Raw genomic sequence first — 26,860 nt, forward strand, 5'->3', positions numbered from 1 at the left:
AGACACTACTCACCCACCCGCTGAAGGAGTCATGTTATGGCTTGGACTAAACCTGCTTACACCGACCTGCGTATTGGCTTTGAAGTCACCATGTACTTCGCTAGCCGTTGATCTGCTTCTTCACTGAGCAGAGCAACCCAACGCCTCGGTTCGCCGGGGCGTTTTTATTTCCAGATTTGCAAGAGAACACGCCATGTTTGTCCAGATTCTAGGTTCCGCCGCTGGCGGTGGTTTCCCGCAGTGGAACTGCAACTGCGTCAACTGCGCGGGTTTTCGTGATGGTTCGTTAAACGCCAAGGCACGTACCCAATCGTCGATTGCGATCTCCGACGACGGCGTGAACTGGGTGCTGTGCAATACCTCGCCCGACATTCGCGCGCAACTCCAGGACTTCGCCCCGATGCAACCGGGCCGTGCCCTGCGTGATACCGGGATCAGCGCCATCATTCTGATGGACAGCCAGATCGACCACACCACCGGCCTGCTGAGCCTGCGCGAAGGCTGCCCCCACGAAGTCTGGTGCACTGACATGGTCCACGAAGACCTGAGCACCGGTTTCCCGCTGTTCACCATGCTCAAGCACTGGAATGGTGGCCTGAACTGGAACCGCATCGAGCTGGAAGGTTCGTTCACCATCCCGGCCTGCCCCAACCTGCGTTTCAGCCCGCTGCCCCTGCGCAGTGCCGCGCCGCCGTATTCGCCGCATCGCTTCGACCCGCACCCGGGCGACAATATCGGCCTGATCGTTGAAGACCTGCGCACGGGCGGTAAATTGTTCTATGCCCCAGGCCTGGGCAAGGTTGACGCGCCGTTGCTGGAAATCATGGCGGGCAGTGACTGCCTGCTGGTGGATGGCACCATGTGGGACGACGACGAAATGCAGCGCCGCGGCGTAGGCACCCGTACCGGCCGCGAAATGGGCCATCTGGCGCAAAACGGCCCCGGTGGCATGCTCGAAGTGCTTGAGCAACTGCCCGAGCAGCGCAAAGTGCTTATCCACATCAACAACACCAACCCGATTCTCGACGAAGACTCCGCCGAGCGTGCCGAACTGGTACGCCGGGGGGTTGAAGTGGCCTTTGATGGCATGAGCATCGAATTGTAAAAGCTGAATCTGTAGCAGCTGCCGAACGCAGCCTTCGGCAGCTGCTACAAAGGCATCACATTTTTTTGGAGGCACCAGATGACCCAAGCCCCACTCTCTACCGCCGAATTCGAGGCCGCCCTGCGGGCCAAAGGCGCGTATTACCACATCTACCACCCCTATCAGGTGGCAATGTACGAAGGCCGCGCGACTCGCGAGCAGATCCAGGGCTGGGTCGCCAACCGTTACTACTACCAGGTTAATATCCCGCTTAAGGATGCCGCGATCCTGGCCAACTGCCCTGACCGTGAAGTGCGCCGCGAGTGGATTCAACGCATGATCGACCACGACGGCGCGCCCGGTGAAGACGGCGGCATCGAAGCCTGGCTGCGCCTCGGTCAAGCGGTTGGCCTGGACCCGGATCAACTGCGCTCTCAAGAGCTGGTCCTGCCCGGCGTTCGTTTTGCCGTGGATGCCTACGTCAACTTCGCCCGCCGCGCTACATGGGAAGAAGCCGCCAGCAGCTCGCTGACCGAAATGTTTGCGCCGCAAATCCACCAGTCGCGCCTCGACAGCTGGCCCCAGCATTACCCGTGGATCGACCCCGCCGGCTACGAATACTTCCGCACCCGGTTGGGCCAGGCCCGACGCGACGTGGAGCACGGGCTGGCAATCACCCTGCAGCACTACACTACTTATGAAGGCCAGCAGCGCATGCTGGAAATCCTGCAGTTCAAACTCGATATCCTGTGGAGCATGCTCGATGCCATGACCATGGCCTACGAGCTGGACCGCCCGCCCTATCACAGCGTGACCAGCCAACGTGTCTGGCACAAAGGAATCACCCTATGAGCTTTGATCGCAGCAAAATTCCGACCTGGCGCACCGGCTATCGTTACCAGTACGAGCCCGCGCAAAAAGGCCATGTGTTGCTGTACCCCGAAGGCATGATCAAGCTCAATGACAGCGCGGCCCTGATCGGCGGCCTGATCGACGGCCAGCGCGACGTCGCGGCCATTATTGGCGAACTGGACAAACAGTTCCCCGGCGTACCCGAGCTCGGCGCAGATATCGAGCAATTTATGGAGGTCGCTCGTGCAGAGCACTGGATCGAACTTGCCTGACAGCCGTATCCCGCCCAAGCCTGAAGTCGGCCTGCCGCTGTGGCTGCTGGCTGAATTGACCTACCGCTGCCCGTTACAATGTCCGTATTGCTCCAACCCGCTGGACTTCGCCCAGCAGGGCAAAGAACTGAGCACCGAACAGTGGATCAAGGTGTTTCGCGAGGCGCGGGAGATGGGTGCAGCGCAACTGGGGTTCTCCGGTGGCGAGCCACTGGTGCGCCAGGATCTGGCCGAGTTGATTGGCGAAGCGCGCAAGCTGGGTTTCTATACCAACTTGATCACCTCGGGCATCGGCCTGACCGAGCAAAAGATCAGCGACTTCAAAAAAGCCGGGCTGGACCATATCCAGATCAGCTTCCAGGCCAGCGACGAGCAGGTCAACAACCTGCTGGCCGGCTCGAAAAAAGCCTTCGCGCAAAAGCTCGAAATGGCTAGGGCCGTCAAGGCCCACGGCTATCCGATGGTGCTGAACTTCGTCACCCATCGGCACAACATCGACAAAATCGACCGCATCATCGAGCTGTGCATCGCCCTTGAAGCCGACTTTGTTGAGCTGGCCACCTGTCAGTTCTACGGCTGGGCCCAGCTCAACCGTGTCGGCCTGCTGCCGACCAAGGAGCAACTGGTACGGGCTGAGCGCATCACCAACGAATACCGGGCCAAACTGGAAGCAGAGGGTCACCCCTGCAAGCTGATCTTCGTTACCCCGGACTATTACGAAGAACGCCCAAAAGCCTGCATGAACGGCTGGGGCAGCATCTTTTTGACCGTCACACCTGACGGCACGGCCCTGCCGTGTCATGGTGCCCGACAAATGCCGGTCGAGTTCCCCAATGTGCGTGACCACAGCATGCAGCACATCTGGTACGACTCGTTTGGCTTCAACCGTTTTCGCGGTTATGACTGGATGCCCGAGCCCTGCCGCTCGTGCGACGAGAAAGAAAAGGACTTCGGCGGCTGCCGTTGCCAGGCCTTTATGCTCACCGGGGACGCCAGCAATGCGGACCCGGTGTGCAGCAAATCGCCCCAACACAACCTGATTCTCAAGGCGCGCGAAGAAGCCGAGCACGCCACCCAGACCATCGAACAATTGGCCTTCCGAAATGAACGAAACTCACGTCTTATCGCCAAAAGCTGAGCCCTTCAGCGCCGCACTCGCCGTAGCCGCCGGGGTTGATTTCGCAGAATTGCGAGTCGGCCCGCAAGGCCTGTTCTGGAACGAATATCGTCCACAGGATGCGGCCTCGCGCATCTGGCACTGGCGCGATGGCCAGGCCCACTGCCTGACGCCCGCCGGTTTCAGCGCACGCAGCCGGGTCTATGAGTACGGCGGTGGCGGGTTTTGCCTGAGCGATAACGCCGTGGTGTTCGTCAACGAAACCGATCAGCAGCTGTATCTGCAACCACTGGAAGGTAGCGCCCCGCAGGCACTGACCCAAGGTGAATGCCGCTACGGCGGCGTGCAGTTTGCCGGCGGGCAGGTGCTGGCAATCGAAGAAACCGGCGACCAACACCGACTGGTCAGCATCGACCTGGACACCCTTGAACGTCAGATCCTGGCTGAAGGTGCCGACTTCTACGGCGCACCGGCGCTGAGCCCTGACGGCCAGCGCCTGGCCTGGGTTGAATGGAGCCGTCCACACCAGCCGTGGACCTCTACCCGTCTGATGCTGGCCGAAGGCCAAACCGCCGGGCGCTGGAACACCGCGCAATGCCTGGCCGGTGATCTTGATGAGGAATCGCTGCAACAGCCGCGTTTCGACGAACATAACCGGCTCCATTGCCTGACCGACCGCGCAGGTTTCTGGCAGCCCTGGGCCGAATCTGGCGAAGGCCTGGTACCCGCGCCCAGCGCGCGCGCCGATCACGCCCCGGCCCCTTGGCAACTGGGCACCAGCACCTTTGTGCCACTGGGAGAGCAGGCCTATCTGGCCAGTTGGACCGAGGACGGCTTCGGGCGACTGGGCATCCGCACAGCTTACGGCAACCTCGAAGACTTCACCGGTGACTACAGCCATTTTCGCAGCCTGGCATTGGATGAGGCATTTATCTACTGCATCGCAGCATCGCCGATACGCCCTTCAGCCGTGATCCGTATCTGCCGTGCCGAGCATAAGGTCGAGGTACTGGCAGGTGGCATTGCACCGCTGCCCCCCGAACGTATCAGCCGCCCGAGAACTCTGCGTTATCCCTCTGGAACGGGCCATGCCCACGGTTTTTTCTACCCGGCTATGAACGGCGAAAAAAAACCGCCGCTGCTGGTATTTATCCACGGCGGTCCGACTTCGGCCTGTTACCCGATGCTCGACCCGCGCATTCAATACTGGACCCAGCGCGGCTTTGCCGTGGCTGACCTCAACTATCGCGGCAGCACCGGCTATGGCCGTGAGTATCGTCAAGCCTTGCATTTGAATTGGGGCGTGGTGGATGTCGAAGATGCCTGCGCGGTGGTCAGTTATCTCACCGAACAAGATCTGATTGCTCCCCGCCGTGCGTTTATTCGTGGCGGCAGCGCGGGGGGTTACACCACCTTGTGCGCGCTGGCATTCCATAAAGTGTTCCGGGCGGGTGCCAGCCTGTACGGGGTCAGCGACCCGATTGCGCTGACGCGGTCCACCCACAAGTTTGAAGGTGACTACCTTGACTGGCTGATTGGCGATCCGGAGCGCGACGCTGAACGCTATGCAGCGCGCACTCCGTTGCTGTACGCCAACCAGATCAGCGTGCCGGTTATTTTCTTCCAGGGTGAGCTGGACGCTGTAGTGGTGCCGCAACAAACCCGCGACATGCTCCAGGCCCTGCAATACAACGGCATCCCGGCCCAGGCTCATTACTACCCGGACGAACGCCACGGCTTTCGCAAGGCCAGTAACCAGGCCCATGCACTGGAACAGGAATGGTTGTTTTATAGCCAGGTGATGCAGGCCGATACATAACTGTAGTCGCTGCCTGTTTACCGCTTGGCGATAATCCACACCGCATGCACGATGCCCGGGATATAGCCGCACAGGGTCAGCAGAATATTCAGCCAGAACGCACCGGCAAAACCCACCTGCATAAACACACCCAGCGGTGGAAGCAGAATGGCAAAGATGATTTTAATAAGATCCATATGCGCAGCTCCCTGATAGTGGCGGGCCAGAAATGGCCCTGCTTCTAATCGACTCCAGGCGCAAGCCAAAGGTTCAGACTGAACTTATCCACAGACAAAAAAAAACGCCCCGTACCGAAGAAATCAGGCACGGGGCGATGCGTTATACCGCGAGACGGTTCTTTAAATTCTGTGTAACGGCTGCAATCAGACGGCAACCCCGCGACGGCACTGCAATTGCGCCGTTCGAACCCGGGAAAACGCCCGGGCCAGACGCAGCAGCATTTCATCGATATTGCCCTTGCTCACACACAGGGCCGGGGTAAAACGCAGGCAGTCGGGCTGCGGGGCGCTGATCAGCAAGCCCTCATACAACGCCGCCTTGACCACAGCGTCTGCCGAGTTATCCGACAAGGTCAGACCCCAAAGCAGACCCTGGCCGCGCAATTCGCCCTGTGCATAACTATTTGCCAACCTGCCCAGCCCCTCGCGCAGATGTTGCCCCGCGTCGCGAACCTGCTGCAGAAAGCCCTTGTCCAGCACCGTGTCCAGCACCGCCAACCCCGCTGCGCTCATCAAGGCATTGCCATGATGGGTACCGCCCAGCTCGCCGGGCTCCAGGCAACAGGCCTTACCCCGAGCCAGCAATGCAGCCACTGGTACACCGCCACCCAGGCCCTTGCCTAACGTGATGATGTCGGCGCGAATACCGTAATTCTGTTCTGCCAGCAAGGTGCCGCAACGCCCCACGCCGGTCTGCACTTCATCCAGGATCAGCAAAATGCCCAGCTCGCGACACAAGCGTTCAACACCCTTGAGGTAGTGCTCAGTCGCCGGAATCACCCCGGCTTCGCTTTGTACCGGCTCCAGCATGATGGCCACGGTCTGCGCATCGACTGCCGCATGCAGCGCCGGCAAATCGTTGAACGGTACATTGATAAAGCCCGGCAACTGTGGCTCGAAGCGGTTATCCACAGAAGCGCCGCCCGAAGCCGACATCGCGCCAAAGCTGCGACCGTGGCAGCTGCGGCTGGCCGTGATGATCCGATGGGCGCCACCGCGATGCAGCTGGCCCCATTTGCGTGCCAGCTTGATCGCACCTTCATTGGCCTCAGCGCCGGTGTTGAGCAAATGCACCTGATCACTACCGGTGCTTTCACACAAGCGCTGCGCCAGGTTCAACATCCCGCGGTTTAAAAAACCTGCACCCGGGTTTAGCAATGATTGCGCCTGCTCGGTCATTGCCTTGACCAGCACCGCCGGGCTGTGGCCCAGGCTGTTGGCCGCACTGCCCTGGGTAAAATCCAGATACGCACGGCTGTCGCTGTCCCACATCCATGAGCCCTGGCCGCGCACAAACACTTGGGCTTCACGCTCAACGCAGGGCATCAGGCAGTCTCGGGACGGGTGGTTGCCAGCTTTGGATGGCGCAGAGTGGGCGGCCATTTCTTCGAGGCTGGGGGAATGGCGACGCAGGTTAAACAGGTTCATGCACGCGGACCTTGTGACCATAAACAGATTCGATTTGCAACCGCCGACGCTTCATGGGAAAGGTAAACCTCTGCTCGGGTTTATTGTCCTGCCTATGTAAAACGCCGTTGCCTATCAGCATCTCTGGCTCGATGAGCCTTGTGGAATGGGCGTAGACTAGGCGCCGGCAGGCCGTTGAGCCATTTCGTTTTTTAAGCATTTTCGATAAGTATTACTTATGGATTTCAAGCAACTGCGTTATTTCGTCGCGGTCTATGAAGAAGGCCATGTGGGCCGTGCCGCCGAGCGGCTTTGCATCTCGCAGCCAGCCCTCTCCCAGCAGATCCGTCAGCTCGAACACAACCTTGATGTGAGCCTGTTCGAGCGCAGCAGCAAGCGCCTGCTGCCTACTTTGGCAGCACACACGCTGTACAACCACGCGCTGCCCTTGCTCGACGGATTGCAGCGGGCCAAAGAGGCTCTGCACAACTTTCAGGGCCAGGCCCTGCGCACCATTGCCATCGGTGTATTGCAAACTGTGCATACCAGCCTGGTGCCGCAGATGCTGGAGCGTGTACGTCAGGCCCAACCCCATTTGGTGGTACAGATCTACGAGCTCACGGGCATAGAGATCGAACGGCGCCTGCTGAATGGTTCACTCGACATTGGCATCAGTTACCTGCCGCCACGCCAGCCTGGGCTGCACGCCATGATGCTTTACGAAGACGAACTGCAACTGGTGATCCCGGCCGATCATCCGTTGCGCGAATTCAAGAAAGTGTCCTTGAGCCAGGCGGCAGAGCTGCCGATGTTGCTGCTGGGGGAGGAGTTTCAGGTGCGCCAGATCTGGCAAGCCCAGCTGGCCAATCTGGGCCGTCGCCCGCAGGTGCAGGCCGAGCTCAACACCATGGCGGGGATCCTCGACAGCCTGCCCCATAGCAAGCTGGCCACTGTCTTGCCAGGGCGCTCGCGTCATCAACACGACGACAAGGCGCTGCTGTGGAAGCCGCTGAGCGAGCCACGGGTACCGCTGCAAGTGGGGCTGGTGTGTCGCGATGTGCAACGCCAGCAAGCCACTTTGGGACTGCTGCGCACGTTGCTTGAAGATGTGATGCAGGGCGATGAAGGGGCGCTGTAGCTGACCACCTTGTGGGAGCGGGCTTGCTCGCGACTCAGGCGACTCGGTGCTCCAGGAAGACCGTGGTGATGCGGTCGCGAGCGAGCCCGCTCCCACAGGAACTGGGAAATCGAGAAAATTCTGACGCACAAAAAAGAAAACCCCGCCGAGGCGGGGTTTTGCAGACTGTTTCCCTGACATCCTTTTCACTCCGCCATCCTGGCAGAATCCTACGTGTCCGTGTTGTTGCTTTGAGCTTCCTGCTCTACGTCCATGGAAAGTAGATTACCCCTGGATCCAATCTGCCGATATGGGAGATTGTCAGCATGTAATGTAAGCAAATGCTTACAAAACACTAAACAGGTTAAAAGTGTGCTTCGTCCAGCAGGTAAAGCGACTCGCTACCCGCCTTGACCGACGCGCTCAGCGAGTGGATACGCGGCAGCAAACGGGCGAAATAGAAGCGTGCCGTGCCCAGCTTGCTGGCATAGAAGGCTTCATCGGCCTCTTTACCCAACGCGGCCCTGGCCATCAACGCCCACATGTACGCATACGTTGTGTAACCAAAAACCTGCAGATACTCAACGGAGGCTGCGCCGATCTCGTTCGGGTTGTTTTGCGAACGGTCCAGTACCCAGGCTGTCAACTGGTCAAGTGTGTCCAAAGCCGCCGCCAGTGGCTGGGTAAACTCGTTCAGGTCGCTGTTGGCGGTGGCGATGAACTGACGGATTTCATCAGCAAACTGGCGGTAGTAAGCCCCGTGGTTGCCAACGATCTTGCGCCCCACCAGATCCAGCGCCTGGATACCGTTGGTGCCTTCGTAGATTTGCGTGATGCGCACATCACGCACCAACTGCTCCTGGCCCCACTCGCGAATATAGCCGTGGCCGCCGAACACCTGTTGGCCATGCACGGTGGTTTCCAGGCCCAGATCAGTCAGGAAGGCCTTGGCCACCGGGGTCAGCAAAGCCACCAGGCCATCGGCGCGCTCACGGGCTGCCGGGTCTTCACTGAACTTGGCGATATCCAGCTGGTTGGCAACATAAGTAGAGAAGGCCCGACCGCCTTCGTTCGAGGCCTTCATGGTCAGCAGCATGCGTCGGACGTCGGCGTGAACGATGATCGGGTCCGCCACTTTATCCTTGGCCACTGCGCCTGTTGCAGCGCGTCCCTGCAAGCGATCGCGGGCATATTCCACGGCGTTCTGATACGAACGCTCACCCGAAGCCAGGCCCTGGATGCCAACGCCCAGACGCTCATAGTTCATCATGGTGAACATGGCGGCCAAGCCACGGTTGGGCTCTCCCACCAGGTAGCCGACAGCTTCATCGAAGTTCATCACACAGGTGGCCGAAGCCTGAATACCCATCTTGTGCTCGATAGAGCCGCAGGTCACCGGGTTGCGCTCACCCAGGCTGCCATCGGCATTGACCATGAACTTGGGCACCAGAAACAGCGAGATGCCTTTAGGCCCCGCAGGCGCGTCCGGCAATTTGGCCAGTACCAGATGGATAATGTTTTCGGTCAGGTCGTGCTCACCACCGGTGATGAAAATCTTGGTGCCGCTGACTTTGTAGGAACCATCCACCTGAGGCTCGGCTTTTGTCCGAATAATCCCCAGATCAGTACCCGCATGGGGCTCGGTCAAACACATGGAACCCGCCCACACACCCGAGTACATATTCGGCAAATAGGTCGTTTTCAATGCTTCGCTGGCGTGCGCGTTGATCGACACACAGGCGCCGGCGGTCAACATCGGGTACAGGCCGAACGACAGGCTGGAGGAGTTGATCATCTCTTCGACCTGGGCCGACACAGCCTTGGGCATGCCCATGCCGCCGAACTGCGGGTCGCCGCCCACTCCCACCCAACCGCCTTCGGCGTAGGTGCGATAGGCATCGACAAAACCGGCCGGGGTGGTCACTGCACCATTGTCCCAGTGGCAGCCTTCCTCATCACCACTGCGGCTCAGCGGCGCGATGCTTTTCGCGGTGACCTTACCCGCTTCTTCGAGAATGGCTTCAACCGTTTCAGCATCTACGGTCTCTGCCAACGCAGGCAATTGCGCCCAGAGCTTGGCGACCTCAAAGACTTCATTGAGGACGAAGCGCATATCGCGCAGGGGCGCTTTGTAGTCAGCCATGGCAAACCTCGTAATCTGTAAACGGCGATTATTAATGTAGGACCCAGTCTAGCTTAACGACGATAGCGATACATAGGGTCATGCTGTGACTAATGTATATGTTTTGGTCGAGAGCATATCTGATGTGGGAGCGAGCCTGCTCGCGAGGGCTTTCGCGAGCAGGCTCGCTCCCACAGAAAGTTAAGGCGCACCAAAACTAAAAAAGCCGCCTCCCCAAAAGGAGAAGCGGCTTTGCAAGATGACCCGCCGAGGCTTAGTAGCCCAGGTCGAAGTCTTCTTCTTTCATGTCCATCAGGTTGGCAGCGCCCGACAGCATGGTGGCAACGTGCGCGCGGGTACGCGGCAGGATGCGCTGGAAGTAGAAGCGGGCCGTTTGCAGCTTGGCTTTATAGAACGCTTCTTCGGACGTGCCGGCCGCCAGCTTTTCAGCTGCCAGGCGCGCCATGTCAGCCCAGAAGTAAGCCAGGCAGGCATAACCGGAGTACATCAGGTAGTCGACCGAGGCCGCACCCACTTCTTCACGGTCTTTCATCGCGGCCATACCGACCTTCATGGTCAGCTCGCCCCATTCCTTGTTCAGCGCAGCCAGTGGCGTGACGAACTCGTTGAGTACGTCGTTGCCTTCGTTGCTCTGGCAGAACTTGTGCACGATCTTGGTGAAGCCCTTGAGCGCCTCGCCCTGGGTCATCAGCACTTTACGGCCCAGCAGGTCGAGTGCCTGGATGCCGGTGGTGCCTTCGTACAGCATCGAAATGCGGCTGTCGCGAACGTTCTGCTCCATGCCCCACTCGGCGATAAAGCCGTGGCCGCCGTAGATTTGCACGCCGTGGTTGGCGGACTCAAAACCGACTTCAGTCATAAAGGCTTTGGCGATCGGTGTCATGAAGGCCAGCAGTGCGTCAGCTTTCTTCTTCTCTTCTTCATCAACGCCGTATTTGACGATGTCGACTTGCTTGGCGGTGAAGTACACCATCGCACGGTTGCCTTCGGCGAATGCCTTGGTGGTCAACAGCATGCGACGTACGTCCGGGTGAACGATGATCGGGTCAGCCGCCTTTTCAGGCGCCTTCGGGCCGGTCAACGAACGCATCTGCAGACGGTCACGAGCGTATTTCAGGCCGCCCTGGAAGGCGATTTCAGCGTGGGACAGGCCTTGCAGCGCGGTGCCCAGACGTGCGGTGTTCATAAAGGTGAACATGCAGTTCAGGCCTTTGTTCGGCGGGCCGATCAGGTAGCCGGTGGCGCCGTCGAAGTTCATCACGCAGGTGGCGTTACCGTGGATGCCCATTTTGTGCTCAAGCGAGCCACAGGACACGGCGTTGCGCTCACCGATGCTGCCATCGGCGTTGGCGTTGAACTTGGGCACGATAAACAGCGAAATGCCTTTGGTGCCAGCCGGTGCATCCGGCAGGCGAGCCAGCACGATGTGCACGATGTTATCGGCCATATCGTGTTCACCGGCCGAGATAAAGATCTTGGTGCCGGAAATCTTGTAGGAACCGTCAGCCTGAGGTTCAGCCTTGGTGCGCAGCAGGCCCAGGTCAGTACCGCAGTGCGATTCGGTCAGGCACATGGTGCCGGTCCATTCGCCGGTCACCAGCTTGGTCAGGTAGGTCTCTTGCTGCTCGGGGGTGCCGTGCTCGGAGATGGTGTTCATCGCACCATGGGACAGGCCAGGGTACATGCCCCACGACCAGTTGGCTGCACCGACCATTTCGCTCACGGCCAGACCCAGCGATTCCGGCAGGCCTTGACCACCGTGCTCTACGTCGTGAGCCAGGCTCGGCCAGCCGCCTTCAACGAATTGTTTGTAGGCTTCTTTGAAGCCTGTAGGGGTTTTAACCCCGGTTTCGCTCCAGGTGCAGCCTTCGATGTCACCCACGCGGTTCAGAGGTGCCAGCACCTGCTCACAAAACTTGGCGCCTTCTTCAAGAATGGCGTCAACCATATCTGGAGTGGCGTCCTGGCAAGCCGGCAGGCTCTGATAGTGCGCTTCGTAACCGAGCAGTTCGTCACGAACGAAGCGAATATCACGCAAGGGGGCCTTGTAGTCAGGCATAGCGATAAACCTCTGCTGATGAAACCGGGGATGAACAACCGCGTGGATTTGTTATGGCGGTCAAACAGGTGTTTGAAACATACGTTTACGCCTATTTATTGTCAAGCAGCGCGAAGCCGCCGTTCGTCTTGGGTCGGATTTGTCTGATCAAGGGAGGGGATATTTTTGGGGTGGGCTTGCTCGCGATACAGCCGGTTCGGACAGTCAGGCAGACCGAGGCGAGGCCATCGCGAGCAAGCCCGCTCCCACAGCTTCAAGCGGTGTATCAGTCCAGCAAATCCAGTTGCAGGTATTCAGCCACGGACTGCGCCGACGCTGATTTGAGTTTAGGCACACGCCCAAGGCAAGGCGCGGGCAATCGCTCCGCCAGGGTGGCGAGGTTTTCTTCCAGGCGTGAGGTTTTCGGGCCAATGATATTGGCGACCCAGCCAGCCAGCTGCAGGCCATCACGAGCAATCGCCTCGGCGGTCAACAGTGCATGGCTGATACAGCCCAGACGCACGCCCACCACCAGGATTACCGGCAGGTCCAGCGCCTGTGCCAATTCCGACAAACTGTCCTGACCGGACAACGGCACGCGCCAGCCGCCGGCGCCTTCAATCAGGGTGAAGTCGGCCTTTTGACCCAGAATGTGCTGCATCGGCTCCAGCAGCGAGCGCACCGTCAGTACCACCCCGGCTTCACGCGCCGCGATATGCGGGGCGATGGCCGGCTCGAACGCCACCGGGTTGACCTCGTCATAACTCAACTTGATCGAGCTCTCGGCCATCAATGCCAGTGCGTCAGCATTGCGCAATCCCTGGGGAGTGACTTCACAACCCGAGGCAACCGGCTTGCCCGCGGCCGTACTCAGCCCGGCCGTGCGCGCGGCATACAGAAAACCTGCCGCCACCGTGGTTTTGCCTACATCTGTGTCCGTACCGGTGATGAAGTACGCTGGGCTCATCGCGCTTTCTCCAGAATGCCGTAGACCACCTGATAAGTCGCCGGTAACCCCAGCGGCTGACGAAACTGCTCGTAGGCGCCAACCAGCCCCTGAACCCGCGCCCTGCCGGTCAGCCCCTCAGGACGTCCCGGGTTGAGATTATGTGCACCGAGCGCTTTAAGCTCATGGGTCAGCTGGCGTACTTGCGGGTAGTGCAGCACATGCGGCTGATTCTGCAAGCCGAGCACCTGCAGACCGCTGTCGGCGCAAAGCTGCTGATAGGCCGTGAACTCACGAAAACGATTGACGTGAGCCTGGCCGTCGACTGCCCGCCAGCTATCACGCAGCTCATTCAAGGTGCCCACGCACAAACTGGTGAAGGCCAGGACCCCACCAGGTTTGAGCACACGCTGCGCCTCATTCAGCACCGCGCGAAAATCAGCACACCATTGCAGCGCCAGGCTGGAGAAAATCAGATCACAACTGCTTGCTTGCAGCGGCAGGCTTTCGGCATCGCCAGCGATAAAATGCTGTGCCCCGCCCAAAGGCCGGGCATACGCCAGCATGCCTTGGGCGATATCCAGTGCCACCCCCTGACTATGGGTAAAGCGCTGACCCAGCACGCGGCTGAAATAACCTGTGCCACTGCCCAGATCCAGCCAGCGCTGCGGGCTCAAATCCTGCGGTAAACGGGCCATCAGCTCATGGCCAACGTCACGCTGCAATTGGGCGACGCTGTCGTAACTGGCGGCCGCACGGGAAAACGAGACAGCCACTTGACGCTTGTTCGGCAAGCTGGCCGCAAGCATCGCAATACTCAAATCATTCATCGCCCGACTCGTGTAAAAAAGCCTGAATCGCCGCCGCCAGTTCGTGCGGGGCTTCCAGTAAAAATGCATGACAGGCCTGTTCAATCAGACCCACTTCGACATCGGGTAACAGCGCCAGCACATCACTTGCCGCCTGCTCCGGAACCAGGGCATCAAGCCCCGCGAACAGGTGCAATTGCGGCCCGTTGAAACGCTGCAAGGCTGCCCGCGTATCCAGCCTGCCGAGCAATTCAAGGCCGGCCGACAAGGCATCTGGCTGAGCATTGGGTGCGCCGGCCAGCAGCAGGCTGGCAAGCGCCCGCGGCTCATCCGAGCCCTGGCTACACAGCAGGCAAAAACGTTTGAGCGTGGTATTCGGCGCATCACCAAAACCGCTCAGGAACGGCTCGAACGTGGAGACAGGCATGGCGCCTGGCCAATCCGCGCGACTGACAAAGCTCGGGTTGCTGGCCAAGGTAACCAGCCCGCAGCAGCGATCGCCGCGACGCGCAGCCAGCTCGCTGGCAAGCATCCCGCCCAGCGACCATCCACCCAGCCAGACGTTGTCGGGCAGGGTCGCGTCGAGTTCATCGAGCCAGTCGTCAAGAGCGGTGGACAGCAGCACCGGTAGCGGTTCGATTTCGACTCGCAAGTGCTCGTCCAGCCCGCGCAAGGCCTCGGCCAGAGGCTCCAGAGGTGAAACCCCCAGGCCCCAGCCCGGCAGCAAAATCAAACGATCACGCATGAGCAGGCTCCAACGTACGCCAACAGTCGTCGAGTGCCGTTAACAATAGCTGTACCTGTGCTTCTGTGTGGGCGGCCGACAGTGTCACGCGCAAACGGGCGCTGCCTGCGGGGACAGTGGGCGGGCGGATTGCAGTCACCAGCAAGCCGCGCTCGCGCAGCCTCTGCGACAGGCGAAGGGCTTGGCCACTGTCACCGATCATGATCGGCTGGATCGGCGTAAAGCTGTCCATCAACTGCAGGCCAATTTGCTCGGCACCAAGGCGAAACTGAGCTATCAACTTGTTCAGATGCTCACGGCGCCAATGCTCGGTGCGCAGTAGCTCAAGGCTTTTGAGCGTCGCACAGGCCAGCGCCGGAGGCTGGCTGGTGGTGTAGATGTAAGGTCGGGCGAACTGGATCAGGCTTTCGATCAGTTCTTCGCTACCTGCGACAAATGCACCGCTGGTGCCAAATGCCTTGCCCAGCGTTCCTACCAGTACCGGCACATCGTCAGCACTCAGGCCAAAATGTTCGGCAATCCCGCCGCCATTGGCGCCCAACGGACCAAAACCGTGGGCATCGTCTACCATCAACCAGGCACCCTTGGCCCTGGTTTCACGGGCAAGAGCGGGGAGGTCGGCCAGATCGCCGTCCATGCTGAATACGCCATCGGTGACCACCAGCGTACTGCCGCTGGCTTTTTCCAGACGCTTGGCAAGGCTACTTGCATCGTTATGCAGGTAGCGGTTGAAGCGCGCCCCGCTCAACAAACCGGCATCCAGCAGGGAGGCATGGTTGAGGCGGTCTTCCAGCACCGTATCGCCTTGCCCGACCAACGCGGTGACGGCTCCCATGTTGGCCATGTATCCGTTACTGAACAGCAGCGCACGCGGGCGACCGGTGAACTCGGCCAGGGCCTCCTCCAGTGCGTGGTGCGGGATGCTGTGACCGATGACCAGATGCGACGCACCGCCGCCTACGCCCCAGCGCGATGCTCCCGCTTGCCAGGCTTCAATCACTTGCGGGTGACTGGCCAGGCCCAGGTAGTCGTTATTGCAGAAGGCGAGCAGAGGCTTGCCATCGACCACCACCTGCGGCCCTTGCGGGCTTTCTAGCAGCGGGCGCTGGCGATACAGGTTATCGGCGCGGCGTGCGGCCAGCCGGGAGCGTAGATCGAATGACATGCTGACTATAATCCCTTGTAGCCGCTGGCGCAGGCTGCGATGGGCAGCGAAGCGGCCCCGGCTTCGGTATTGAAAGCGAAGGTCCTGCGGACCTTATCGCAGCCTGCGGCAACGACTACAGGCCAGCACGGTGGTTAAACCACAGCGTTATAGAACTGCTCGCTGGACTTCTGATCCCTAAGCGCGTGCTCTATCGCCGCCTGATGCACCTCGTCGGCGTGATCTTTACCCTCCTCCGGCAGAATGCCCAAACGGCTGAACAGCCGCATGTCCTTGTCTGCCTGCGGGTTGGCCGTGGTCAGCAGTTTGTCGCCGTAAAAGATAGAGTTGGCCCCGGCAAAGAACGCCAGCGCCTGCATTTGCTCGTTCATTGCCTCACGACCTGCGGACAGGCGTACATGGCTCAGAGGCATCATGATTCGCGCTACTGCCAGCATGCGGATGAAATCAAAGGGGTCGATGTCTTCGGCGTTCTCCATCGGCGTGCCGGCCACTTTCACCAGCATGTTGATGGGCACCGATTCCGGGTGCTCAGGCAGATTGGCCAGCTGGATCAGCAGGTTGGCGCGGTCGTCCAGCGACTCGCCCATGCCCAGGATGCCACCGGAGCAGATTTTCATCCCGCTGTCGCGCACGTAACTCAGGGTTTGCAGGCGTTCGCTGTAGGTCCGCGTGGTGATGATGCTGGTGTAGAACTCGGGCGAGGTGTCGAGGTTGTGGTTGTAGTAGTCGAGACCGGCATGGGCCAGTGCAGCGGTCTGCTCCTGATCAAGCTTGCCCAGGGTCATGCAGGTTTCCAGGCCCATGGCCTTCACCCCTTTGACCATTTCCAGCACGTAGGGCATGTCTTTGGCCGAAGGGTGCTTCCAGGCTGCGCCCATGCAAAAACGGGTGGCACCGATGTCCTTGGCCCGCTGTGCTTCTTCAAGCACCTTCTGCACCTGCATCAGCTTCTCTTTGGCCAGGCCGGTGTTGTAGTGGCCCGACTGCGGACAATATTTGCAATCTTCCGGGCAGGCCCCGGTCTTGATCGATAACAGCGTCGAAACTTGAACCCGGTTGGCATTGAAATGCTTGCGGTGAACGGTCTGCGCCTCGAAAAGCAGGTCGTTGAAAGGCTGGGTGAACATCGCCCGGACTTCGGCTAATGACCAATCATGTCGCAAGTTGGCAAGGCTGCTGGCGCTCATCGGCGTTTCTCTTGTTTATGCTTTGACTAGAACCCGAGGCAAAAAACCCAGGCACGGCACGGATATCGGCATGTTTAAGGATGTGACATGAACTGTCAACCACTATGGATTCGATTGGTTTACAATTGGTTAATAAACAACCAGTCATGTTTGTTGTGTGACGAGCGCGCCCGTACAGAGCAGGCCCTGTGCGTCGCCTGCGAACTGGAACTGCCCTGGCTGGGTGACCGCTGCCAGCGCTGCGCTTTGCCGCTGCCCATGGCGGGACTGGTTTGCGGCCATTGCATCAGACAGCCACCCGCCTTCGAACGTGTTCATGCACCTTGGGTGTATGGCTTTCCGATCGACAGCCTGATCGTGCGCTTCAAGCACCACAGCAAATGGCCCTACGGCCGCCTTTTGGCCGAAATTCTTGGGCAATCACTGCTTGATAGCTTCAACATGGGTGAACCTCGACCTAACGCCCTGCTGCCGGTACCCCTGTCCACCAAACGCTTGCGTGAGCGTGGCTATAACCAGGCCGGGATGCTGGGGGATTGGCTCGGCAAGCAGTTGCGCATCCCCTGCCAGCAGCACTGGCTGCTGCGTTCGCGGAACACCGCTGCGCAACAGGATCTGGACGCCAAAACCCGCAAACGCAACCTGCGCCACGCATTCAGCCTCGCGCCAGGGGTGCAGGTGAATGGCTTGCATCTGGCCCTGATCGATGACGTGCTGACCACCGGCGCCACGGCAGAAAGCCTGGCGCGCCTGTTGCTCAAGGGTGGGGCGCGGCGGGTCGATGTGTATTGCCTGGCGCGCACGCCAAAACCTGATGGGCTTGCTTGACGTCTCCCCGTGGAGCAGGCACTTTTCGGGCACTCCCCGTCTTGCGAACCTGCCTTCATGCACCTGCCTGCCCTGCTTGCCCAGCACATTGTCCACCGCCCGCAACGTATTGCCCTGTTGCAACACATCGCCGAGCAGGGCTCGATCACAGCTGCCGCCAAAAGTGCGGGCATCAGCTACAAGGCTGCGTGGGATGCCATCGATGAGCTGAACAACCTGGCGCAAACCCCCTTGGTGCAGCGCAGCATTGGCGGCAAGGGCGGAGGCGGCGCCCGGTTGTCCGTGGCCGGTGAGCGGGTGCTGCGCCTTTATCAGCGCTTGCAGGCGTTACAGGCTCAGGTGCTGGACGCCGCCGAAGACGCCCGGGATCTCGACCTGCTCGGCCGCCTGATGTTGCGTACCAGCGCCCGTAACCAGTTGCACGGTACCGTGATTGCCATCCACAGGCATGGTCACAACGATCTGATTGACCTTGAGTTGCCCGGTGGCCTGACCTTGCAGGCGCAAATCACCCACGACAGCACCCAGCACCTGGAACTGGCGATCAATAGCCCGGCGGTGGCACTGATTAAAGCGGGCTGGCTGCAGTTGATCGACGTCGCACAAGTGCCCAGCCCCGAACACAATCACCTGCATGGGCAGATCCAACAGATCCTGCACATCGCCGACGGCCCCAGTGAAGTGCGCATCAGCCTGCCTGGCAGCCAGACGCTGTGTGCGCTGACCGAACCGCAACACCTTGAAACACTTGGGCTGGCCGTGGGCAGTACGGCACAGGTGCAGTTTGCGCCGACGCTGGTGTTGCTGGGCACAGCGCTCTAAACCGCTGCCCTCACCCCACCCTTCTCCAGGAGGGAGAGGGAGCTGACCGCATGCGCCTTCACCCCCCCTAAACCAGCCCCCTCTCCCTATGGGAGAGGGTTAGGGTGAGGGGCTTTTCAAACAAAAACTGAAACATCCCTGTCATACCCGCTGCTTATGGTGTCTGCCAAAACCGTTGCCAGACGAGCCAGCCATGAGCCTATTAGAAGAAAACCAATCCACCGACCTTGAGCAGATCATCGGCCTGAGCCGTCGGGGCTTTATCAGTGCGGGCGCCTTGTGTGGTGCGGCGATGTTCCTCGGCGGCGGCCTGCTTGGTCGCAGCGCCCTGGCGGCCGGGGTCAGCGCCGCCAACAGCAACCTGCTGGGGTTCGACAGCATCAACGCAGCCACCACCGACACCATCAGCCTGCCGCCCGGCTACCGTTCCTCGGTGCTCATCAGCTGGGGTCAGCCGTTGCAGGCCAAAGGCCCGGCGTTTGACCCTTCCGGTAAAGGCACCGCCAGCGAGCAGGAAGTGCAATTTGGCGACAACAATGACGGCATGAGCCTGTTCGCCTTCCCCGATGACCCGAACCGGGCCCTCATGGCGATCAACAACGAATACACCAACTACCGCTACCTCTACCCTCACGGTGGCTCGCCCACTTCCCTTGAAGAAGTGCGCAAGGCCCTGGCCAGTGAAGGCGTGTCGGTGATCGAAATCCAGCGCAAGGGCGACAGCTGGCAGTTTGTTCAGGGCTCACCCTTTAACCGGCGCATCCACGGCAACACGCCGATCCGCCTCAGCGGTCCCGCGGCGGGCCACGAACTGCTGCGCACCCGGGCCGATGCCACCGGCAGCCGTGCCCTGGGCACGTTCCAGAACTGCGCCAACGGCAAAACCCCGTGGGGCACTTATCTGACGTGCGAAGAAAACTTCACTGATTGTTTCGGCAGCTCTGATGCCAAGCAAACCTTCGACACCGCGCAAAAGCGCTATGGTGCCGTGGCGGCCAGCAAGGATATCAACTGGCACCAACACGACCCGCGCTTCGACCTGGCACTCAACCCCAACGAACTCAACCGTCACGGCTGGGTAGTGGAAATCGACCCGTTCGACCCGCTTTCAACACCGGTCAAACGCACCGCCCTGGGCCGTTTCAAACACGAAAACGCCGCCCTGACCGAAACCGGCGACGGTCGTGCCGTGGTCTATATGGGCGACGATGAACGCGGCGAGTTCATCTACAAATTTATCAGCCGCGACAAGATCGACCACCAGAACCCCAAGGCCAATCGCGACCTGCTCGACCACGGCACGCTTTATGTGGCGCGCTTTGACAATGGCGACAGCAACCCTGATCGCCCCAAGGGCCAGGGCCAGTGGCTTGAACTGAGTCACGGCAAAAACGGCATTGATGCCGACCATGGTTTCGCCAGCCAGGCCGATACCCTGATCCATGCCCGCCTGGCAGGCAGCACAGTCGGCGCCACGCGCATGGACCGCCCGGAATGGATAGTGGTCAGCCCCAAAGACGGTCAGGTTTATTGCACCCTGACCAACAACGTCAAACGTGGCGAGGATGGACAACCGGCTGGCGGACCCAACCCGCGTGAGAAAAACGTCTACGGACAAATCCTGCGCTGGAACGCCCATAAGGGTGATCACGGCTCGGACACCTTTGACTGGGACCTGTTCGTGGTGGCCGGCAACCCGGCAGTGCACGGCAAAACGGCCAAAGGTGGCTCGGCCAACATCACCCCGCAAAACATGTTCAACAGCCCCGACGGCCTGGGTTTCGACGACGCAGGGCGCTTGTGGATCCTCACCGACGGCGACGCCAGCAACAGCGGCGACTTTGCCGGCATGGGCAATAACCAGATGCTCTGCGCCGACCCGGCCAGCGGTGAAATCCGCCGCTTCATGGTCGGGCCGATTGGCTGTGAAGTCACCGGCATCAGCTTCTCGCCCGACCACAAAACCCTGTTCGTTGGTATTCAGCACCCCGGCGAAAACGGCGGCTCCACCTTCCCCGAGCATCTGCCCAACGGCAAACCGCGTTCTTCGGTCATGGCCATCAGCCGTGAAGACGGCGGTATCGTCGGCGCCTGACCCTTTCGGTGTGGGAGCGGGCTTGCTCGCGATCGGGTTGGTGCGATTTAACTGACAGACCGCAGCGCCTGCATCGTGAGCAAGCCCGCTCCCACAGCGGATTAAGTCGCCTTCCGGGCCCCGGTCTGCGCTAACATGCATGGCCGGACGCGGCAGCCTGCTGCGCGCAGGAGTCAGCATGTCTCATCCGTTTGCAACACTTACCCCTGATCTGGTCCTCGACGCTGTCGAGAGCATCGGTTTCCTGAGCGATGCCCGCGTGTTGGCGCTCAACAGCTACGAAAACCGCGTGTACCAGGTCGGTATCGAAGACTCGCAGCCGCTGATCGCCAAGTTCTATCGCCCTCAGCGCTGGACCAACGAAGCGATCCTCGAAGAGCACCGCTTCACCTTCGAACTGGCCGACTGCGAAGTCCCGGTCGTGGCCCCGATGATTCACAACGGCCAAAGCCTGTTCGAGCACCAGGGCTTTCGCTTTACCTTGTTCCCACGCCGTGGTGGCCGTGCGCCAGAGCCGGGAAACCTCGACCAGCTGTATCGTCTCGGGCAACTGCTCGGCCGCCTGCATGCCGTAGGTGCAACCAAGCCGTTCGAACACCGCGAAGCACTGGGCGTGAAAAACTTCGGTCACGACTCGCTGACCACCCTGCTCGAAGGCAACTTCATACCGCGCAGCTTGCTCCCGGCCTACGAGTCCGTCGCCCGCGACCTGCTCAAGCGCGTTGAAGACGTCTACGCCGCCACCCCGCACACCAACATCCGCATGCATGGCGATTGCCACCCCGGCAACATGATGTGCCGCGACGAAGTGTTCCATATCGTCGACCTCGATGACTGCCGCATGGGCCCTGCGGTGCAGGATTTGTGGATGATGCTCGCCGGTGATCGCCAGGAATGCCTGGGCCAGCTGTCAGAGTTAATGGACGGCTACAGCGAATTCCATGACTTCAACCCCCGCGAACTAGCGTTGATCGAGCCGCTGCGCGCTTTGCGCCTGATGCACTACAGTGCCTGGCTGGCGCGACGCTGGGACGACCCGGCCTTCCCCCACAGCTTCCCGTGGTTTGGTACCGAACGCTACTGGGGCGACCAGATCCTGGCATTGCGTGAACAGCTTTCAGCACTCAATGAGGAGCCGCTGAAATTGTTCTGACGCCATGTATGTGGCTCTTGCAGGAGCGGGCTTGCTCGCGATTGGCTCGATGCGGTTTAACTGTCAGACCGCAGCGCCCGCATCGCGAGCAAGCCCGCTCCCACAGAAAATCCGGGACCGCTGCTGGTGCAAAAACAACTGTCTGCCTTGCAAATCTCCTGCACGACACGCCTGCAAAACCTGCTTACAATCCTGACTTCTTCCGTGTCTGTTAGTTGCCTAAGCAAGGATTCTGCATGCAAGCCGCCAACCCGCGCCGCGGGTATATTTTAGGCCTCACGGCCTATGTCATCTGGGGCATCTTCCCGCTCTACTTCAAACTGCTGGCCAGCGTTCCGGCGGCCGAAATCATCGTCAACCGGGTGCTCTGGTCGGCCTTGTTCGGCTCGTTGCTGCTGCTGGTGTGGAAGCACCCCGGCTGGTGGCAGGAACTGCGCGACAACCCCAAACGCCTGGGCGTGCTGACCATCAGCGGCCTGCTGATTGCCGCCAACTGGCTGACCTATGTATGGGCCGTAAATAACGACCGCATGGTCGAAGCCAGCCTGGGCTATTACATCAACCCGCTGGTAAACGTATTGCTCGGCATGTTGCTGCTGGGCGAACGCCTGCGCCGCTTGCAGTGGATTGCCGTAGGCCTGGCAGCAGCGGGCGTGGCACAACAAGTGTGGCAAGTGGGTAGCCTGCCGTGGGTATCGCTGGTGCTGGCGCTGACGTTTGGCTTTTACGGGCTGATTCGCAAGCAAGCACCGGTCAAGGCGCTGCCGGGGCTGGTGGTAGAAACCTGGATCCTGGTCCCGGTTGCCATCGGCTGGCTGTTGCTGCATCCGGAAGCCAACAGCGCCCACGTTGACTTCTGGAGTACCTCAGAGGCCTGGCTGCTGGTATTTGCCGGCCCGGCCACACTGATACCCCTGGTCAGTTTCAACGCCGCCGCACGACATCTGCCCTACACGACCCTGGGCTTTATGCAGTACATCGCGCCGACGCTGGTGCTGATCCTGGCGGTCTGGGTGTATGGCGAACACCTGTCCGAAAGCACCTTGATCGCCTTTGCGTTTATCTGGGCCGGGCTGGTGGTGTACAGCCTCGATGCCTGGTTCAGCCTGCGCCAGCGCAGCTGAACCAGCGCAGTTACTCTTCCGTGCTGAACTTGAGGTCTACCAGCAGTTCATCGGCCAGGGTTTCCAGACGCTTTTGCAGCACGTCGAGCGATAAGGTCAGGGGCACAGCCAGAATGGCCTCGGCATGAAACAGCGGCTCGTTGCTCATGGGCGCGGGCCGCACATCGGTCACCAGCCGCTCCAGGCTCACCCCCTGCTCGGTCAGCACCCGGGTGATATCGCGCACAATGCCGGGGCGGTCGTTGCCCACCAGCTCCATGGCGATGGGCTTCCAGGTGCAGGACTGCTCGATCCCGCTTTCGGCGATCAATACCCGAATCCCTTCCTTGCCCAACCGCTGCAGCGCATCGACCAGCTCATCGTGGGCTTCGGCAGGCACGCCGACACGCAGGATCCCGGCAAATTGCCCGGCCATACGCGACATGCGACTCTCCAGCCAGTTACCTCCATGCTCGGCGATGCACTGGGCAATACGCTCGACCTGCCCGGCCTTGTCCTGGGCAAAGACGGTGATAACAAGATGATTCATGGCGGGACTCTCTTATTAGGGGGTCGATTGAGTATAGGCAACACCCTTCCCTGTGGGAGCGGGCTTGCTCGCGATGGTCTCGCCACGGTTTGCCTGACAGACCGCGTCGCCCGAATCACGAGCAAGCCTGCTCCACAGATGCCTTCAAAATCACAAATTGTGTACTGTTTTTAGAATTATCTGGAACAACCTGCCTGTTTCTTGAGAACATCCCGTTCTTCTGAGTGACCGTTCGCGTAAAAATGGTCGCAGAACGACGTGATCAGTCTGATTTTCACATCTGCAATTGATCATGTAGTATGCCTCGGCGACCACTACATAACTTGCAACATGGTCTGCCAAAGCGTCTGCAATCCCCGTACAAACCCGCTCTGGCGGTGTTTTGAGAAGCGCTCCAGGCTTTAAATAAAAATGAGTGAGGCAAGCAATGACTGAACACGTTCACGTCGGTGGCCTGCAGGTCGCCAAAGTCCTGTTCGACTTCGTCAACAACGAAGCTATCCCCGGTACCGGCCTCACCGCCGATCAGTTCTGGGCCGGTGCCGACAAGGTCATCAACGACCTGGCACCCAAGAACAAAGCACTGCTCGCCAAACGCGATGATTTGCAGGCGCGCATCGACGCCTGGCACCAGGCGCAGGCCGGCAAGGCCCATGACGCCGTGGCTTATAAGGCCTTCCTCCAGGATATCGGGTATCTGCAGCCAGAAGCTGCGGATTTCCAGGCAACGACGCAAAACGTCGATGACGAAATCGCCCGCATGGCCGGCCCGCAATTGGTGGTGCCGGTGATGAATGCGCGCTTTGCCCTCAACGCCTCTAACGCCCGTTGGGGCTCGCTGTACGACGCGCTTTACGGCACCGACGCCATCAGCGAAGCCGACGGCGCCGAAAAGGGCAAAGGCTACAACAAGGTTCGCGGCGACAAGGTCATCGCCTTCGCCCGCGCCTTCCTCGACGAAGCTGCACCTCTGGCCAGCGGCTCCCACGTTGATTCCAGCGGCTACGCCATTGTTGACGGCGCCTTGCAGGTCACCCTCAAGGGCGGCGCCAGCACCGGCCTGCGCGACACCGCGCAGTTGATCGGTTACCACGGCACGGCCGCAGCGCCGACGGCCGTGCTGCTCAAGCACAACGGCCTGCATTTCGAAATCCAGGTCGACGCGGCCAGCCCCGTCGGCCAGACCGATGCTGCAGGCGTCAAAGACGTGCTGATGGAAGCCGCCCTGACCACCATCATGGACTGCGAAGACTCGGTCGCTGCGGTCGATGCCGATGACAAGGTGGTGATCTACCGCAACTGGCTCGGCCTGATGAAGGGTGACCTCAGCGAGCAAGTATCCAAGGGCGGCCAGACCTTTACCCGCACCATGAACCCGGATCGCGAGTACACCGCGCCAAACGGCGGCACCGTCAGCCTCCACGGCCGCTCGCTGTTGTTCGTGCGCAACGTCGGCCACCTGATGACCATCGATGCGATCCTCGACAAAGACGGCAACGAAGTGCCCGAAGGCATCCTCGACGGCCTGCTCACCAGCCTGGCGGCTATCCACAGCCTCAATGGCCAGACCACGCGCAGCAACAGCCGCACCGGCTCGGTGTATATCGTCAAGCCGAAGATGCACGGGGCTGAAGAAGCCGCGTTCACCAACGAGCTGTTCGGCCGCATCGAAGACGTGCTCAAGCTGCCACGCAACACGCTCAAGGTCGGAATCATGGACGAAGAGCGCCGTACCACGATCAACCTCAAGGCCTGCATCAAGGCCGCCAGCGAGCGAGTGGTGTTTATCAACACCGGCTTCCTGGACCGTACCGGCGACGAGATTCACACGTCGATGGAAGCCGGCCCGGTCGTACGCAAGGCCGACATGAAAGCTCAGAAGTGGATTTCGGCCTACGAAAACAACAACGTCGATGTCGGCTTGAGCACTGGCCTGCAAGGTCGTGCACAAATCGGTAAAGGCATGTGGGCCATGCCCGATCTGATGGCCGCCATGCTGGAGCAGAAAATCGCTCACCCGCTGGCCGGTGCCAACACTGCCTGGGTGCCGTCACCGACCGCCGCCGCCCTGCACGCGCTGCATTACCACAAGGTTGACGTGTTCGCCCGTCAGGCCGAACTGGCCAAGCGCGCTCCGGCTTCGGTGGACGACATCCTGACCATCCCGCTGGCGGTGAACCCGCAGTGGACCCCGGAACAGATCCAGAACGAACTGGACAACAACTCCCAGGGCATCCTGGGCTACGTTGTGCGCTGGATCGACCAGGGCGTGGGGTGCTCCAAGGTGCCGGACATCAACGACATCGGCCTGATGGAAGACCGTGCCACGCTGCGTATCTCCAGCCAGCACATCGCCAACTGGCTGCGTCACGGCATCGTCAACGAAGAGCAGGTCATGGCAAGCCTCAAGCGCATGGCACCGGTGGTTGACCGCCAGAACGCCAACGACGCGCTGTACCGTCCGCTGGCGCCGGACTTCGACAGCAATATCGCCTTCCAGGCGGCGGTCGAACTGGTCATCGAAGGCACCAAACAGCCTAACGGCTACACCGAGCCGGTACTGCACCGTCGTCGGCGCGAGTTCAAGGCCAGAAACGGCCTGTAACCCGCAGCAATAAAAAAAGCCCCGATCATTCGGGGCTTTTTTTTGACACGGTGGGAGACCAACCTTACATCCCCAACTCCTGACGGATCAGCTTGAGCAACCTGTCGGTATCAATCGGCTTGAGCAAAAAGTCCACCACGCTCAAATGCATGGCATCGATGGCATCCCGTACATTCGCATCCCCCGACATGATGATAACCGGCAAGGCCGCCCGCTCGGATTCACGCACTTTGCGGATCAGATGCAAGCCATCGTGGGGCAGCATGCGCAAATCGGTGAGCATCAGGTTGATCGGCTGGCCCGATGCCAATAGCGCCAGCGCTTCTTCTTCATTGCTGGCCTGGAGGCACTCAATGGCATTGAGTTCAAGAAACTCCGCCAACAACTCCCGAGCCAAAACATCATCTTCGACAATCAACACACATGACGAGACCGAAGCAGGTGTCTGCATGACCTCTTGTAAGGCCTCTCTTTCGGCGTCAGTCAAAATATCGTGTTCGGTCATAGGCTTCTCGGAAGCTGACTTGCAGGCGAAATATCCTAATAGCGTAGTCGGTTATCCATTACTGGGTGTAAATGTGCGCTCACATTCCGGTATTTCCAAGCCTGCCAGCACAAGAAATATCTGAAACCAATGTGCGATGTTTTTAAAACAGCAGCACAACGCTGCCCCATAGACTTACGTCCAATGGGCACCCGCGCGCAGACCACCGAGCATGAGGGATAGAAATACACCTTGGGGCGATGCCCTGTCCGGTCATAACAACAACGGCTCACAACCA

General features: G+C 60.1%; 24 protein-coding genes. 13 read left to right on the plus strand and 11 right to left on the minus strand.

Features of this window, described 5'->3' with window-relative positions; translation table 11 throughout:
• The first annotated feature begins 36 nt into the window (after positions 1-36).
• The 6 genes from pqqA to GHO03_RS03390 all read left to right on the plus strand — a co-directional run bounded on the left by pqqA (position 37) and on the right by GHO03_RS03390 (position 5,144).
• The gene (gene pqqA / locus GHO03_RS03365; protein ID WP_003444522.1) at positions 37-111 is read left to right on the plus strand and encodes a pyrroloquinoline quinone precursor peptide PqqA; all 75 of its coding nucleotides are present in this window, start codon (positions 37-39) and stop codon (positions 109-111) included.
• An 82-nt stretch (positions 112-193) separates the two neighbouring features.
• Positions 194-1,105, plus strand: a complete 912-nt coding sequence (gene pqqB / locus GHO03_RS03370) for a pyrroloquinoline quinone biosynthesis protein PqqB (protein WP_048361138.1) — start codon at positions 194-196, stop codon at positions 1,103-1,105.
• 78 nt (positions 1,106-1,183) lie between these two features.
• A complete protein-coding gene (gene pqqC, locus GHO03_RS03375) occupies positions 1,184-1,936 on the plus strand; it encodes a pyrroloquinoline-quinone synthase PqqC (RefSeq protein WP_016782463.1) in 753 nt (250 codons plus the stop codon).
• Complete coding sequence (gene pqqD / locus GHO03_RS03380; protein WP_094999919.1) at positions 1,933-2,208, plus strand: pyrroloquinoline quinone biosynthesis peptide chaperone PqqD; 276 nt, start codon at positions 1,933-1,935, stop codon at positions 2,206-2,208. Before pqqC ends, pqqD begins: the two co-directional genes overlap by 4 nt.
• Positions 2,201-3,346, plus strand: a complete 1,146-nt coding sequence (gene pqqE / locus GHO03_RS03385; RefSeq protein WP_153327691.1) for a pyrroloquinoline quinone biosynthesis protein PqqE — start codon at positions 2,201-2,203, stop codon at positions 3,344-3,346. Before pqqD ends, pqqE begins: the two co-directional genes overlap by 8 nt.
• The gene (locus GHO03_RS03390) at positions 3,312-5,144 is read left to right on the plus strand and encodes a S9 family peptidase (RefSeq protein WP_153399149.1); all 1,833 of its coding nucleotides are present in this window, start codon (positions 3,312-3,314) and stop codon (positions 5,142-5,144) included. Before pqqE ends, GHO03_RS03390 begins: the two co-directional genes overlap by 35 nt.
• Positions 5,145-5,161: 17 nt before the next feature.
• On the opposite strand, the gene GHO03_RS03395 is transcribed toward GHO03_RS03390, so the two are convergent.
• Together GHO03_RS03395 and GHO03_RS03400 are read right to left on the minus strand one after the other, a co-directional pair.
• The gene (locus GHO03_RS03395; protein WP_004419451.1) at positions 5,162-5,320 is read right to left on the minus strand and encodes a YqaE/Pmp3 family membrane protein; all 159 of its coding nucleotides are present in this window, start codon (positions 5,318-5,320) and stop codon (positions 5,162-5,164) included.
• Positions 5,321-5,506: 186 nt separating this feature from the next.
• The gene (locus GHO03_RS03400) at positions 5,507-6,790 is read right to left on the minus strand and encodes an aspartate aminotransferase family protein (RefSeq protein ID WP_095020444.1); all 1,284 of its coding nucleotides are present in this window, start codon (positions 6,788-6,790) and stop codon (positions 5,507-5,509) included.
• Positions 6,791-7,007: 217 nt separating this feature from the next.
• Here GHO03_RS03400 and GHO03_RS03405 point away from each other — a divergent pair, with 217 nt between their 5' ends.
• The gene (locus GHO03_RS03405) at positions 7,008-7,907 is read left to right on the plus strand and encodes a LysR family transcriptional regulator (protein ID WP_094999915.1); all 900 of its coding nucleotides are present in this window, start codon (positions 7,008-7,010) and stop codon (positions 7,905-7,907) included.
• Between the two features lie 343 nt (positions 7,908-8,250).
• On the opposite strand, the gene GHO03_RS03410 is transcribed toward GHO03_RS03405, so the two are convergent.
• From GHO03_RS03410 to bioB, 7 genes are all read right to left on the minus strand, one after another.
• Positions 8,251-10,029: an acyl-CoA dehydrogenase C-terminal domain-containing protein gene (locus tag GHO03_RS03410; RefSeq protein WP_094999914.1), complete on the minus strand. Its 1,779-nt coding sequence runs from the start codon at positions 10,027-10,029 to the stop codon at positions 8,251-8,253.
• 253 nt (positions 10,030-10,282) lie between these two features.
• A complete protein-coding gene (locus GHO03_RS03415) occupies positions 10,283-12,088 on the minus strand; it encodes a phenylacyl-CoA dehydrogenase (RefSeq protein ID WP_094999913.1) in 1,806 nt (601 codons plus the stop codon).
• Between the two features lie 265 nt (positions 12,089-12,353).
• Entirely contained in the window at positions 12,354-13,034 is a 681-nt protein-coding gene (bioD, locus tag GHO03_RS03420) for a dethiobiotin synthase (RefSeq protein ID WP_094999912.1), read from the minus strand.
• Positions 13,031-13,843: a malonyl-ACP O-methyltransferase BioC gene (bioC, locus tag GHO03_RS03425; protein WP_153399151.1), complete on the minus strand. Its 813-nt coding sequence runs from the start codon at positions 13,841-13,843 to the stop codon at positions 13,031-13,033. The genes bioD and bioC overlap by 4 nt, the downstream gene beginning before the upstream one ends.
• A complete protein-coding gene (locus tag GHO03_RS03430; protein ID WP_094999910.1) occupies positions 13,836-14,567 on the minus strand; it encodes an alpha/beta fold hydrolase in 732 nt (243 codons plus the stop codon). The genes bioC and GHO03_RS03430 overlap by 8 nt, the downstream gene beginning before the upstream one ends.
• Positions 14,560-15,732 (minus strand): 8-amino-7-oxononanoate synthase, encoded by a 1,173-nt coding sequence (gene bioF / locus GHO03_RS03435; RefSeq protein WP_153399153.1) that lies wholly within the window; start codon positions 15,730-15,732, stop codon positions 14,560-14,562. The genes GHO03_RS03430 and bioF overlap by 8 nt, the downstream gene beginning before the upstream one ends.
• A 134-nt stretch (positions 15,733-15,866) precedes the next feature.
• The gene (gene bioB / locus GHO03_RS03440) at positions 15,867-16,922 is read right to left on the minus strand and encodes a biotin synthase BioB (protein WP_094999908.1); all 1,056 of its coding nucleotides are present in this window, start codon (positions 16,920-16,922) and stop codon (positions 15,867-15,869) included.
• A gap of 87 nt (positions 16,923-17,009) precedes the next feature.
• Between bioB and GHO03_RS03445 the strand changes: the two genes are divergently transcribed.
• From GHO03_RS03445 to rarD, 5 genes are all read left to right on the plus strand, one after another.
• A complete protein-coding gene (locus tag GHO03_RS03445) occupies positions 17,010-17,750 on the plus strand; it encodes a ComF family protein (RefSeq protein ID WP_153399155.1) in 741 nt (246 codons plus the stop codon).
• A gap of 57 nt (positions 17,751-17,807) precedes the next feature.
• Entirely contained in the window at positions 17,808-18,572 is a 765-nt protein-coding gene (locus GHO03_RS03450; RefSeq protein ID WP_095020447.1) for a TOBE domain-containing protein, read from the plus strand.
• Between the two features lie 193 nt (positions 18,573-18,765).
• Complete coding sequence (locus GHO03_RS03455) at positions 18,766-20,667, plus strand: PhoX family phosphatase (RefSeq protein ID WP_153399157.1); 1,902 nt, start codon at positions 18,766-18,768, stop codon at positions 20,665-20,667.
• 178 nt (positions 20,668-20,845) lie between these two features.
• A complete protein-coding gene (locus tag GHO03_RS03460) occupies positions 20,846-21,820 on the plus strand; it encodes a serine/threonine protein kinase (protein ID WP_094999904.1) in 975 nt (324 codons plus the stop codon).
• Positions 21,821-22,056: 236 nt separating this feature from the next.
• Positions 22,057-22,944 carry an EamA family transporter RarD gene (gene rarD / locus GHO03_RS03465; protein WP_094999903.1) on the plus strand — a complete coding sequence of 296 codons (888 nt, stop codon included), beginning with the start codon at positions 22,057-22,059 and terminating at the stop codon, positions 22,942-22,944.
• A 10-nt stretch (positions 22,945-22,954) separates the two neighbouring features.
• Here the strand turns inward: rarD and GHO03_RS03470 are convergent, their stop codons facing one another.
• Positions 22,955-23,473: a glycine cleavage system protein R gene (locus GHO03_RS03470; RefSeq protein WP_016782481.1), complete on the minus strand. Its 519-nt coding sequence runs from the start codon at positions 23,471-23,473 to the stop codon at positions 22,955-22,957.
• Between the two features lie 427 nt (positions 23,474-23,900).
• Between GHO03_RS03470 and GHO03_RS03475 the strand changes: the two genes are divergently transcribed.
• Complete coding sequence (locus GHO03_RS03475) at positions 23,901-26,078, plus strand: malate synthase G (RefSeq protein WP_094999902.1); 2,178 nt, start codon at positions 23,901-23,903, stop codon at positions 26,076-26,078.
• Between the two features lie 64 nt (positions 26,079-26,142).
• Here the strand turns inward: GHO03_RS03475 and GHO03_RS03480 are convergent, their stop codons facing one another.
• Positions 26,143-26,583, minus strand: a complete 441-nt coding sequence (locus tag GHO03_RS03480) for a response regulator (RefSeq protein ID WP_095019483.1) — start codon at positions 26,581-26,583, stop codon at positions 26,143-26,145.
• Between the last annotated feature and the right edge of the window lie 277 nt (positions 26,584-26,860).

The sequence above is a fragment of the Pseudomonas sp. FSL R10-1339 genome, from assembly GCF_009600545.1.
Taxonomy (GTDB): Bacteria; Pseudomonadota; Gammaproteobacteria; order Pseudomonadales; family Pseudomonadaceae; genus Aquipseudomonas; species Aquipseudomonas bubulae.